This window comes from Campylobacter sp. 2018MI13, from assembly GCF_018501135.1.
Taxonomy (GTDB): domain Bacteria; phylum Campylobacterota; class Campylobacteria; order Campylobacterales; family Campylobacteraceae; genus Campylobacter_E.
This window is the reverse complement of sequence record NZ_JAHCZC010000001.1, coordinates 1-13,014: the sequence shown is the minus strand read 5'-3', so window position 1 is coordinate 13,014 and position 13,014 is coordinate 1. Positions and strand designations below refer to the sequence as shown.

Sequence of the window (13,014 nt, the reverse complement as noted above, 5' to 3'; positions counted from 1 at the left end):
TAATATAAATAAAATGGTATATTAGCATTTTTAATTTTATTAAGGAAAATTATATGGCTTACGATGATGATGAGTTTTTAGATTACGAAGATGACGAGTTAGATGGCTTTAGTGAATATGATGACTTTGATGATGAATTAGACGAATTTGACGATGAGTTAGATGAGTTTGATGACGAATTTGAGCAAGATTTTGATGATGAATTAAGCAGTCTTGATGAATATAACATATATGATGAAGATATGTATGATGACGATGATTATAGTTATGACGAGGCATAATGCGAGAATACGATAGTCAAAGAGTAGAATTTATACAAGAGCTTTATGATACCTATGAAGATATAAGAAATCATAATATTACCTTAAAAAGAATTTATGTAATTTTAATATTAACCATAATTATTACATTTGGTTTTTTAGGTATTACTATGCTTTTTGCTAAAGAATTTTTTATATCAAGTTTGTATATTGTTTGTGCTTGTTTATTTTATGCCTTACTTTTAAATAGAAAGAAAAAATCAGTAGCAAGGTATCTTGACTGGTTTAGCTTTATGGGTGGTGGGGCATGTATAATCATTGCTATTTGTTGTAATATATATTTATATTCTATGGCAGGCGGGGCTCATTTATATATTATTTTGCTAGCCACTTTGATTTATATAATGTTTATAAATGATTCTAAAAAAAGATTATTGATAGCAAATATTACTTATTTAGTGCTATTAACTATATTTATATCTTTATTTTTAATTGATTATTATTTTTGGCATCCTTATTATAAGGAGAGTTTTTTTTCTAATTTATTATTTATAATTTCTGTTTTTGTAGTTTTTTCTAGCATAGTATTTAGCAACCATGTAGTAGGTCTAAAATCAATAGAAGATATAGAAAAATTATCTGTAAATAAAAGTCATATAAAAATAACTAAAAAAATACATACTAAATTCAATCTAATTGATAAAAAAGATTTCACACAATTGCTTTTACAAAGACAACAAAATCAATACAATAATCTTAATGTTTGTATATTTGAGATAGCTTTTGTTCAAAAAGACCAAGATTCATATTTTAAGATAGATTACTACTACCAAAATAAAGTAATGAATGAATTCTTAAGTCTTTTAAGAGTTTATTATCCTAATGATGAAATTATAATTAAATGGGATTTAAATACTTTTGTATTAATTTTAGAAGAAGAAAGCTCTAAGTTTTATTTCTTACTTGAATCAATAAGCAAAGATTTTGATAAGATGATTAGAAAGAAAAAAGATAATTTTGATATTTATTTAAAAATTGTTGCAAAATACCACAAGCATATAGATACTCAAAAAAGACCTAAAGTTTTATTAGAAAAAATAAATGAAACCGTAAAATTAAAATATGAAACAAAAACAATGGGTCGTGAGTATATATTGTATAAAAGTGGATATGACGATATAAATTAAAAGGTTTAAAGTGGTTAAATATGAAGTTTTGATATTAGTAAATAGTCTATTTTTATTTTTTGCTAGATTTTTTACTGGTTTGATTTTTTATTACAATGGTTTTATAATTACTTCTTATGAAATTTTTGCAACATCTTTATATTATTTAGCTTTTTTATTCTTATTGTTTGTTGGTAGAAAACTTTATAAGAGTTTTGGAGAAAAAAATTATTTTTATAATAGATATAGAAAGATTTTAAATGGTAAAAAATCTTTTAAATCATCATTGTTTAAAAAAATTATAAGAGTAAATTTTATAAGCGTTAGGCATTATGCTTGGTATTTATTTCAATTAGAATCAATTTTTACAGCTACTTATTTTTCTTTAAGTATTGGTTGGGGATATGGATTTGATTTATATCTAATTATGCTTACATCTTATTATTATCTTAATTTAAGAAAATATTCTGCTTTAATTTTTATATTTCCTTTTGTTTATTTCTTGTTATATTTATTTTTATTTTTCTATTGCGACAAGGCGTATCAAGAGCCAGGACAAGTATTTATATATATTATCAATATAATTTGCGTAGTTAGTGCTATATTTTTTACCCAAATTATTATGGAATTAGGTCAGGTTATTAGATTTGTTAATGATGAAAACAGAAAGAGCCATTTAAAAAGACTTACTAGTTTTGACACCTTAACTGAAACTTATCATAAATATTCTTTCTTAGAAATTATGAATGCAAAACTTGAGCATAATGCTGATGAAGATGTAATTACTCAAGCTAGTGTAATAGTAATAGAGATTAATAACTTAAGAAAAATTAACGAAGAATACACAACAGAATTAGGCAACGAAGTCTTAAAAGAATTTGCATATATATTAAGAAAAAATAGTGAAAACTATGAAAAATACATATCTCGTTGGAGTGGAAATGAGTTTTTAGTTTTTATTATTAATGAAGATGAGGTTGTAGTTAAGAGTTATATAGATGAAGTTAGGCAAGAAGCTATGAAAAATCGTTTTGGAGTAAAAGGTGCTAAAGTTCAAGTAATTGTAGGTTTATCTCATACTTCATCATTTGATTATCAAATAAATAAATTTATTAGCGAAGCTTATGAAGAATTGGCTATTAATAGAGATAAATTAAATTACGAAAAAGGAGATATATGACAAAAAAATTAAACAAAGAAGAAGTAAAAACTCTAGCCTTAAGCTCACTTGGTGGAACTCTTGAGTTTTATGACTTTATTATATTTGTATTTTTTTCATCTTATTTTGCACATCATTTTTTCCCAAATACGCTTAGTCCGTTTTGGCAAGAGCTAAATACTTATGGAGCATTTGCAGCAGCTTATCTAGCTCGTCCTTTAGGCGGCGTTGTGATGGCACATTTTGGAGATAAATTTGGTAGAAAAAATATGTTTATGCTAAGTATTTTACTTATGGTAATTCCTACTTTTGCACTTGCTATTATTCCAACTTATGAGACAATTGGATATGCAGCCCCTATTGCACTTTTATTTGTTCGTATTTTTCAAGGTATGGCAATAGGTGGAGAGCTACCTGGTGCTTGGGTATTTGTAAGAGAACATAGTGAAGATAACAAAAAAGGTCTATTTATAGGCTTATTAACTTCAAGCGTTGTTGGTGGAATTTTACTTGGTTGTTTGGTTGCACTTATTATGCAGCTTAATTTTACGACCGAAGAGCTAAAGGATTGGGGTTGGAGAATTCCATTTGCTTTAGGTGGTATTTTTGGAATAATCTCTTTATATCTTAGACGATATTTAAATGAAACTCCTGTATTTAAAAAGATGAAAGAAAGCGATTCTTTAGTAAAACTTCCTATAAAAGATGTTATAGAAAATCATAGATTTGGGATATTTATTTCTATTTTAGTTACTTGGGTTTTAACTGCTTGTGTGGTTGTATTTTTATTAATTGCTCCAAATTTCGTAAAAGCTGTTATGAAATTAGACCCTGTTGATAATACCCTTCTTCAAATGTATGGAATACTTGCTATGATGATTGGTTGTGTTTTAACAGGATTTTTAAGTGATAAATTTGGAATTAGTAGGATTTATAAGATTTTTGCCATTCTTTGGGGTGTTTTTGGTGCGATGTATTTTTATGAGTTGTATATAGGCAAGGATATTAATTTACTTGTGAGTTTTTATTTATTAGCAACTCTTAGTGCAGGACTTATGAACTTTACGCCTTTAATTATGGTTGAGATTTTCCCTGCAAAAATTCGTTATAGTGGAATTAGCTTTAGCTACAACCTAGCTTACGCAATAGCAGGATTTATAACTCCTATATTATTGCCGTTTTTAAACAAAGTTGCAATTGGTGAAAATCCACCATTTTTATATCAAATCGGTGGTGGAGCTTATATAGTTTTAGTAGCATTTGTTGCCTTTATTACGGCTTGTTTAGTATCAAAAAGAATGTAGAATTTAAAATAGGAATTTAAAATGAGATTTTTGTTTTTAATGTTTTTTAGTATATTTGCAAACGCAGCTGATACAAGCGTTAGCAATATGCAATTGTATGGCGTTTTAACACTTTTACCGCCTTTAATGGCTATTATTTTAGCTTTTATTACTCGTGAAGTAATTTTATCTTTATTTATAGGTGTTTTTACGGGGACTTTTCTTCTAGCTTTTGCTAATTTTTACACAGCAAATATTGTAAATGATACTTATACATTTACTTATAATAATCCATCTTTTATGGATTGGGTAAATTTATTTTTAGCGTCATTTTCAAATATAGTAAAACATTTGCTAGATGCTATGATAGATAGCGATGATGCAGGAGTAATCTTGCAAGTATTTTGTATAGGTGGTGTGGTTGCATTAATTACTAAAATGGGTGGAATAAACGCAGTTGCACTTGCGCTTACTCGTTTTGTAAAAGGTCCTGTTTCAGCTCAAGTTAGCACTTGGCTTATAGGGCTTTGTATTTTCTTTGATGATTATGCAAATAGTTTAACCGTTGGTCCTATTATGAGACCAATTGCTGATAAGTTTAAAATCTCTCGTGAAAAATTAAGCTTCATACTTGATAGCACCGCTGCACCTGTTGCAGGAATTGCGATAATTTCTACTTGGATAGGTATTGAAGTTGGACTTATTAAAACTGCTTATTCTTTAGTAGGAATTAGCGATGTAAATGCTTTTGGAGTATTTATGCAAACAATTCCTTATAGATTTTATAATATCTTTATGCTAATTTTCGTTGTTTTAACAGCTATTCAGCAAAGAGAATTTGGCTCAATGTATATAGCTGAAAAAAATGCTCGTGCAGGAATAGTAAGTGAAGCTGCACTTGATGTTGGAGCTGAACTTGAGCGTGAATTAAAACCAAATGATGGAGTAGAGCATAAAATTAGTGATGCTTTAATTCCTATTTTAACTCTTATTATTACAGCTTTAGCAAGTTTTTATTTTAGTGGTTTAAATGCAATTATAGATGACCCTGATAAAGCAGACATTTTAAGCAAGATTGAAGAAAATTATTTAAGTTTTTATGCGATAAGAACTACTTTAGGTGAAGCAAACTCAAGCTTGGCATTATTTCAAGCTGCATTATTTGCTAGTGTTGTAGCAGTTATATTAGGTCTAGTTCGCAAAAAAATCAATCACAAAGAAGCAGTAGAGACTTGGCTACATGGCTGGAAGAGTATGATATTTACAATTGCAATGCTACTTTTTGCTTGGAGTTTAGCTGCAATTGTAAAAGAATTAGGCACTCATAAATACATAGTGCAATTACTATCAGGTTCAACTCCGCATGTATTACTTCCTAGTTTAATTTTCTTAATCGGCTCGGCTATGAGTTTTGCAATAGGCACAAGTTATGGAACTATGGGTATTTTAATGCCTTTAGCAATCCCACTCGCACACGCAGTTGGTCTTGAAGCAGGTATGAGTGGAAATGAGCTTCATGAATATATGGTTATAAATATTTCTTGTGTTTTAACAGGTGCTATTTTTGGAAACCATTGTTCTCCGATAGCTGATACCGTAATTTTAAGTGCAATGAGTGCAAAATGTGAATTAAGTGCGCATGTTAAAACTCAAATGCCTTATGCTCTTTTAGTATGTGCTATTAGCGTAATTTTTGGATATATTCCTGTAAGTCTTGGCTTAAATGTGTATTTAACAATTATTTTAGGTGTTGTTATGATGAGCTTAGCACTTCGCTTAATAGGAAAAAAAGTTGAATAAATTTGACTTAGTTTGCAAGGAATTTCAAATTCCTTGCGAGAAGATTTATAAAGATGGCTTAAGAACTAGGGTTAATTTTGCTTTATACAAAAATAACGGCGAAATATCTTATGCTATGTTTAAAGATAAGGTAAAAATAACTGATTTTGATACTTCTTTTATATGTGATGAGATAAGAGAATTTATGCCTAAATTACTTAAGGCTTTAGATGAAGCTTTAAAAGATAAATTATTTGAGATTAGATTTTTTAAGAGCTTTTATACTTTAAATGTTTTGCTTTTATATCATAAAGACATAAAAGAATTTAAAATAGAAAATTATTACGAAAAATTAAGTAAATTAACTAATTTAAAGCTTAATTTAATAATGCAATCAAGAAAACAAAGAATATCATATCCAAGCGATATTTTAGAGCATTTTAGCAATGGTATTAAGTATGAGTTTAATGATGAGTGTTTTATCCAACCTAGCTTAAGTATGAATGAAAATATGCTTGAGTTTGCAAAATCTTGTCTTAAAGATAAAAAATGCGATGATTTATTAGAGCTTTATTGTGGATATGGTAATTTTACCTTAGCACTTGCACCATTTTTTAAAAAAGTTTTTGCAACAGAACTTAGTAAAAAAAATGTGACATTTTTAAATAAAAATTGCAAATTAAATAATGTAAATAATATTTTTACAGCAAGGCTAAAAGATAGCGAAGTAAAAGACGCTTTTAATAAGGTAAGAGCTTTTAATAGGCTAAAAGATTTAAATTTAGATGATTTTTGTTTTTCACATATTTTAATAGACCCTCCAAGATGTGGCTTAGGCGAATGTGTTAATTTAGTAAAAAACTATGATAATATAATTTATATTTCGTGCAATCCATTAACGGCTAAAATAGATTTAGAAAAATTATGCAAAACTCACGAGTTAAAAAGATTTGTTTTGTTTGACCAATTTATAAATTCAGAGCATTTAGAGTGTGGATTTTACCTAGAAAGGAAGAAAGATGATAGAGCTTAGCAAAATATATGCGGCTAAAGAAAAAGTATATGATGTGGCAATTAAAACGCCTTTTAATTATTCAAGATTTTTATCAAATGATAAATATAATATATATTTAAAATGTGAAAATCTTCAAACAATTGGAGCTTATAAGATAAGGGGCGCTTATAATAAGATTGCAAGTTTAAATGAAGAGCAAAAAAAACTAGGAGTAGTTGCAGCAAGTGCAGGAAATCACGCTCAAGGAGTAGCTTTTTCTGCTTCAAAGTTTGGTATAACAGCTCATATCGTAATGCCAGAATCAACACCAGTAAATAAAGTAAGCAGCACAGCTAATTTAGGTGCTAATGTAATACTTAAAGGCGATAATTTTGATGAAGCTTATGCTTACGCAAAAGAGTTAGAAAAGACTAAAAATCTAACCTTTATTCACCCATTTGCTGACCCGTTTGTAATGGCAGGACAAGGGACTATATTTTTAGAACTAATTGAAGAATTAAACAATATTTCTTATATCATCGTTCCAGTAGGCGGTGGCGGTTTAATTAGCGGTATTGTTAGTGCAGCAAAACAAATTAATCCAAATATTAAAGTAATAGGAGTGCAAAGCAAGGGCGCTAGTGCCATGCTAAATAGCTTTAATGAAGGTAAAATCATAAACTCAAATAAAGTAAAAACAATAGCTGATGGTATAGCTGTAAGAGATGTTAATGAAGATAGCTTTAATATAATTAAAAACAATGTAGATGATATGGTTATGGTTAGCGATGAAGAAATAGCTAATGCGGTTTTATTTTTATTAGAGCAACATAAACAAGTAGTTGAAGGTGCAGGAGCAGCAAGTGTAGCTGCTGTAATGCACGGCAAAATTCCTAATCTAAGTGGCAATGTAGTTTGTATTTTAAGTGGTGGAAATATAGATATTACAATGCTAAATAATATTATTGAAAAAGGTCTTATTAAAAGTTATAGAAAAATGCAAATATGCGTAACTTTAATTGATAAAGCAGGGGCATTACTTGATTTAACTAAGGCTTTAAAAGACGCACAAGCAAACATAATAAAAGTTGATTATGATAGATTAGGCACTGATTTTGGTGATGCAAATATTACAATCACACTTGAGACTAAAGGCAAAGCTCATCAAGAAGAAGTTGGAAAAATTCTTAAAGAGCAAGGTTTTACATTTAAGGAGATAAAATGAGAAAGTTTTTAATAGAAATAACTACAGAAGAATTACCTGCAATTCCTTTTTTAAAAGAAGAACCAAATATAAAAGATAAATTAGAAGTAGTTTTAAAAGCAAATAATATTGAATTTAGTAATTTAGAGTTTTTATATACTCCTAGAAGATTTGTTTTTACATTTAAAGCAAACGAAAGAGCAAACGATAGCGTTATAGAATTAATCGGAGCTCCTAAAGAAGTAGCCTATAAAGATGGGAAATTAAGTAAAGCTGGTGAGAGCTTTTTAGCAAAAGCAGATATTAGTGAAAACGAACTTAGCTTTAAAGAAATTAAAGGAAAAGTTTGTTTATATGTAGAAAAAATAGAAAAAGGTAAATTATTTAGCGAATTAATAAATGATATTTTAGAAAGCTTTATTACAAGTCTTAATTTTGGTAAAAGTATGCGTTGGGGTGCAAATACTTTTAGTTTTATTCGCCCAATTACTGGACTATGCGTTATGATGGATGATGAATTAATTAATGCAAGTTTGTTTAATATAAATTCAAGTAAAAGCACTTTCGTTCATAGAAATATTAGTATGGATAAAATCTCTTTTAATACCCAAGATGAGTATTTTAAGACTTTAAAAGAAGGCAAAGTTATATTAAATCCTAAAGATAGATTAGAAATCATTTTAAGTGAGATAAGAAATATTGAAAAATTATGGAATTTAAAAGCTGAAATTGATGAAGAATTATTAGCAGAAGTTGTAGCAATTACTGAATATCCATCAGCGCTTTTAGGTAGTTTTGATAAAGAATTTTTACAAGTTGCACCTGAAGTAATAATTACTTCAATGAAAGAAAATCAACGCTATTTTGCAGTATATAAGGATAATTCTTTAAGCAATAATTTTATAACAATTACAAATTCATTCAATCCTGATTTAGAAACTATAAAAAAAGGTAATGAAAAGGTGTTAAGAGCAAGGCTTAGCGATGCGTTGTTTTTCTGGGAAAATGACTTAAAACTTGGCTTACAACCTGAATTATTAAACAATACAATTTATATGCAAGAATTAGGCACAATAGCACAAAAAGAACAAAGAGAAGAAGAAATTGCCTTAAGATTAGCAAAATTATTTGCTTATGAAAATACAAAAAATATAAAAGATGCAATCTTACTTAGCAAGGCTGATTTAAGGACACAAATGGTAGGCGAATTCCCTGAATTACAAGGAATTGTAGGCTCATATTATGCTGCTAATATGGGGTATTCTAGTGAAGTTTGCACTGCTATTAAAGAGCAATATTTATATGATGTTATCCCAAGCACAAAATTAAGTAAAATTGTAATCTTAGCAACTAGACTTGATACTTTAATGGCTTTATTTAGTATAAACAAGCTTCCAAGTGGTAATAAAGACCCTTACGCATTAAGAAGAGCAGCTTTAAGTATTATTAAAATTCTAATTGATTTAGGCGTTAAATTTAATTTATTAGATTTATTAAACGAGTTTAAAGGTCTTTATAAAGATTATGATAAAGTTAAATTGCTTAATTTTATTACAGATAGATTTAATGCTTTATATAGCGTAAATTCATCTTTTATAAAAGCAGTTTTAAATGTGAATAATAATGATTTAGTAGTAATTGATGAGAATATAAAAGCACTTATAAATCTAGCAAAAGATAAAGATTATGAGAGCAAAATCTCAACATTTAAAAGACTTGCAAATATCATAAAAGATAGTAAAGATTTATATTGTGATGAAAGCAAATTAAGTAATGAATATGAGATTAAATTATATAAAGCTTATAAAGATATTAGTTTTAGTGATGATGTGAGTGATAATTTAGGTAAGATTTTTGCACTTAAACCTATCATTGATGAGTTTTTTGATAATGTTATGATAAATGTTGATGATTTAGAGATTAAAAACAATCGCTTAGCATTAGTTTATAGCATTTATAAGCACATTGCTTGTGTGGCTGATTTAAAAGAAGTTAGTTTTGATAGCATTGTTTAAAGAATTTAAAGCTGCTAGTTATAGAGCAAGAACTAGTAGCTTTAAGCCTATTAAAAACCTTGATTTGGTTGATTTTAAAGACCTTTTGTTTTTGGATAAAGAATTTAATATCTTAAAAAATAATATGAATAATTTTTTACAAAACAAAGCCTATCAGCATTGTTTATTAGCCGGTGCAAAAGGTTGTGGCAAATCTAGTTTAATCAAGGCTATTTTTAATGAATTTATTAAAAGTGATTTAAGAATAGTTGAGGTTTTTAAAGAAGATTTATCGCATTTAAGATATATTATTGATGATTTAAGCGAATTAGAATACAAATTCGTAATATTTTTAGATGATATAAGCTTTAGTATAAATGATGATAGTTTTAAGGCATTAAAGCCGATTTTAGATGGTGGATGCGAGAAATTAAGTGATAATATAATGTTTATTTTAAGCTCAAATTATAAAAATCTTTTAAAATCAAGCAATACAAATTATCAAGACGCTGATTTTAAAGATGAAAGCGATGATAGATTTGCTTTAAAAGAAAGATTTGGAATATGGCTTAATTTTTATTCAATGAGCCAAGAGCAGTATTTAAGCATTGTAAAATCATTATTTAAAGATGAATTTAGTGATGAGATAAAGGCTAAGGCTTTAGAATTTGCAAATTTAAAAGGCACAAAAAATGGTCGTATCGCTAAACAATTTTATGAACTAAAAAAGGATTTGAATGATTAATGGAGCTAGTATTTTTAAAGCGTTATTAAAACATAATTTACAAGGTTCTTATGAATGGCAAAATTATGATGATTTTTCAAAATTTTTAGCTCTTTTAATAGGTCAAAATACCAAGTGGCAAAACACTCAAAAAGCATTAAAAAATGTTGAAATTCCTATTTCAAATTCTATAAACAAACTTGCTTTAATTGATGTAAAAGAACTAGCCGAGTTAATAAAAGCAAGTGGATTTTATAATACAAAAGCAAAAAAAATTAGCGATTTAGCAAAGGCAATTGTGAATGATTTTAGCAGTTTTGATGACTTTATTAATAATGCTAGTTTTGATTGGATTATGGATATTAAAGGCATTGGTTTTGATACGGCTTTAATGCTTAGTAATTTTCTTTTAAAAAAGCCTATTTTTGTGGTTAATTCAAATGCTAAAAGATTTTTAGAACTATTAGGCTATGAGTTTAATAATTACGAAGAAGCTATAGATATTATAGCTAGTGGGCTTGATGATGAGTATTTTTATAAAGCATTAAATACTCAAGATTTGTCATATATTTATATGATTTTTGCTGCAAGTATTGATAATCTAATGCAAAATCATTATAAAAATAAACAATTTGATGAAATAGGGCTTAAGGTTTTAAAGGAGCTTGAATGAAAATTGATATAAGTGATTTTAAAATAGTTGAGTTTAAAAAATCAGATTTTATAAAACCTTTAAGAGCTAGTTTTGTTATAAACGAGCATAATGTAGATTGGGATTTTATAAAGTCTTTTGATTCTGTTAGTATTATGTTATATCACGAGAGCAAGGATAGTTTTATATTTGTAAAACAATTTAGAGCACCTTTATATTATTACGAAAATTGTAAAGATTATGAGAGTGGATTTTCGGTTGAATTATGTAGTGGGATAATTGATAAAAACAAAAGCTTAGAAGAAATCGCCTTAGATGAATGTATAGAAGAATTAGGATTTAAGCCTAAAAAATTAGTTTATATTAATAAATTTTATACAGGATTTGGTAGTGGGGTAAATACTCAACATTTATTTTTTGCTAGGGTTAGTGATGATGATATTGTAGGAGTTGGTGGCGGCGTTGATAATGGAGAATTCATTAAAAGCGTATATGTAAAAATCAATGAATATGATGAGTTTTTTGCAAAAAATAAAAGAAGTGCTTTGATTGATTATGCTAATTTGTGGTTTAGGTATATTTATAAAAAATAAGTAGATTTAAATTCTTTTAATTTTTAATAATTTTGTATTTTATAAATGCAGTAAAACTTATATATGAATTACGAATAAATTCGTAATTCTTTTGATTAATCATTGATATGTGGGCTGCAATATAATTTGCCATACCAAGTAATCGTGCAGTGATTTACTGGTTTTTTATATTCGTGTCCTGCAGCATATACAACTGAGCTTAAAGCTAACAATAAAATAACAGATGAAAATAATTTCTTCATAATCTCTCCTTTTTTTAAAATTTAGTAAATTATTACTAAAAACTCTTAAAGAAAAATAAAATTAACCGATATAAGTTTAGTTAAAGGAGAGTTAAATATGGATTTAAATATTTGTGATATGGGTGGGTTTTTAAATTCTAGCCTACATAAAATAAAAAATGTAAATAGCACTATTAATCTAAGCCAAATAAGACAAGATATAAAAACAAATAATTTTGAATATAAAACAAGTGATAAAGAATTAAATGTATTTTTTAGCCTTGATAATAAAAGCGTAGGGATTAGCTTAGATAAAGATACTTTAAAAGATTTAAAAAGCTTTTTTAATAAAAATGATTTTTTAGAAGAAAATGGAAAAACTATTTTAAAAGGCGACGCTGCTAATTATGTAGCAGGTTGGTTTAGTGAGATTGCTTTTGATTTAAAATATCTTGAAAGTGATAGCGATAATAATGGGGTGTTAAATAGTGATGAATTAATGAATACTTTAATTGATGTTTGTTATTTTGATGAGAATAAAGATGGGGTTTATGTCTTAAGCGAGATTGTTAAAAAAGACAAAATATTAGAAGAAGATATTAATGAATTTGGCGAAAAAAATATAAACACTATTTCAAAAATGATTAATAATAGAATATTTTTTGATAAAGATAAAGATGGAGAAATTTTAGTAAAAGAGCAATATATTGAAGATGAAAGCGAGTATTTTAAAAACTTAAATCAAGCAAAAGAAGAATTAAAAAATAAAAAAGAAAAAATAGAAGCCAATCCAAAGCTAAAAGAATACGCTATTAATGAAGAAAACAATCACATAAGAAAACTAAAGCAAGATATAAAATTATTTAAAAACTCAAATTCTTTAAAGATAAATGAAGATAAAGAAAAAGAATTAAAAGACAAAAATAATTTAGAAGAATTTTGTGAGTTTAGCATAAAGCTAATTGATGAGCTAAAAGCTTATAAA

General features: G+C 27.3%; 13 protein-coding genes. 12 read left to right on the top strand and 1 reads right to left on the bottom strand.

Features of this window, described 5'->3' with window-relative positions:
- Positions 1 to 53: 53 nt before the first annotated feature.
- Genes KJQ99_RS00065 through KJQ99_RS00015 form a run of 11 tightly spaced genes read left to right on the top strand, consistent with a single transcriptional unit; the run spans position 54 to position 11,808 of the window.
- Positions 54 to 281, top strand: coding sequence for a hypothetical protein (locus tag KJQ99_RS00065; protein ID WP_214117450.1), 228 nt, complete (start codon positions 54 to 56; stop codon positions 279 to 281).
- A complete protein-coding gene (locus KJQ99_RS00060) occupies positions 281 to 1,447 on the top strand; it encodes a hypothetical protein (RefSeq protein ID WP_214117449.1) in 1,167 nt (388 codons plus the stop codon). Before KJQ99_RS00065 ends, KJQ99_RS00060 begins: the two co-directional genes overlap by 1 nt.
- Before the next feature lie 10 nt (positions 1,448 to 1,457).
- On the top strand, positions 1,458 to 2,606 hold the full coding sequence (locus KJQ99_RS11030) for a GGDEF domain-containing protein (protein ID WP_214117448.1): 1,149 nt from the start codon (positions 1,458 to 1,460) through the stop codon (positions 2,604 to 2,606).
- A complete protein-coding gene (locus tag KJQ99_RS00050; protein ID WP_214149661.1) occupies positions 2,603 to 3,889 on the top strand; it encodes an MFS transporter in 1,287 nt (428 codons plus the stop codon). Before KJQ99_RS11030 ends, KJQ99_RS00050 begins: the two co-directional genes overlap by 4 nt.
- A 21-nt stretch (positions 3,890 to 3,910) precedes the next feature.
- On the top strand, positions 3,911 to 5,668 hold the full coding sequence (locus tag KJQ99_RS00045; RefSeq protein ID WP_214117446.1) for a Na+/H+ antiporter NhaC family protein: 1,758 nt from the start codon (positions 3,911 to 3,913) through the stop codon (positions 5,666 to 5,668).
- Positions 5,661 to 6,680: a tRNA (uridine(54)-C5)-methyltransferase TrmA gene (locus tag KJQ99_RS00040; RefSeq protein ID WP_214149660.1), complete on the top strand. Its 1,020-nt coding sequence runs from the start codon at positions 5,661 to 5,663 to the stop codon at positions 6,678 to 6,680. The genes KJQ99_RS00045 and KJQ99_RS00040 overlap by 8 nt, the downstream gene beginning before the upstream one ends.
- On the top strand, positions 6,667 to 7,866 hold the full coding sequence (gene ilvA / locus KJQ99_RS00035) for a threonine ammonia-lyase (protein ID WP_214120479.1): 1,200 nt from the start codon (positions 6,667 to 6,669) through the stop codon (positions 7,864 to 7,866). The genes KJQ99_RS00040 and ilvA overlap by 14 nt, the downstream gene beginning before the upstream one ends.
- Positions 7,863 to 9,860, top strand: a complete 1,998-nt coding sequence (gene glyS, locus KJQ99_RS00030; protein WP_214149659.1) for a glycine--tRNA ligase subunit beta — start codon at positions 7,863 to 7,865, stop codon at positions 9,858 to 9,860. Before ilvA ends, glyS begins: the two co-directional genes overlap by 4 nt.
- Entirely contained in the window at positions 9,844 to 10,584 is a 741-nt protein-coding gene (locus tag KJQ99_RS00025) for a DUF815 domain-containing protein (protein ID WP_214117442.1), read from the top strand. The genes glyS and KJQ99_RS00025 overlap by 17 nt, the downstream gene beginning before the upstream one ends.
- The gene (locus KJQ99_RS00020; RefSeq protein ID WP_214149658.1) at positions 10,577 to 11,236 is read left to right on the top strand and encodes a hypothetical protein; all 660 of its coding nucleotides are present in this window, start codon (positions 10,577 to 10,579) and stop codon (positions 11,234 to 11,236) included. The genes KJQ99_RS00025 and KJQ99_RS00020 overlap by 8 nt, the downstream gene beginning before the upstream one ends.
- Positions 11,233 to 11,808, top strand: a complete 576-nt coding sequence (locus KJQ99_RS00015; protein ID WP_250325647.1) for an NUDIX hydrolase — start codon at positions 11,233 to 11,235, stop codon at positions 11,806 to 11,808. The genes KJQ99_RS00020 and KJQ99_RS00015 overlap by 4 nt, the downstream gene beginning before the upstream one ends.
- Before the next feature lie 95 nt (positions 11,809 to 11,903).
- Here the strand turns inward: KJQ99_RS00015 and KJQ99_RS00010 are convergent, their stop codons facing one another.
- Positions 11,904 to 12,050, bottom strand: a complete 147-nt coding sequence (locus KJQ99_RS00010) for a hypothetical protein (RefSeq protein WP_214149657.1) — start codon at positions 12,048 to 12,050, stop codon at positions 11,904 to 11,906.
- Between the two features lie 97 nt (positions 12,051 to 12,147).
- On the opposite strand from KJQ99_RS00010, the gene KJQ99_RS00005 reads away from it, so the two are divergent.
- On the top strand, positions 12,148 to 13,014 hold an 867-nt coding region (locus tag KJQ99_RS00005; protein ID WP_214149656.1), incomplete at its 3' end, for a hypothetical protein.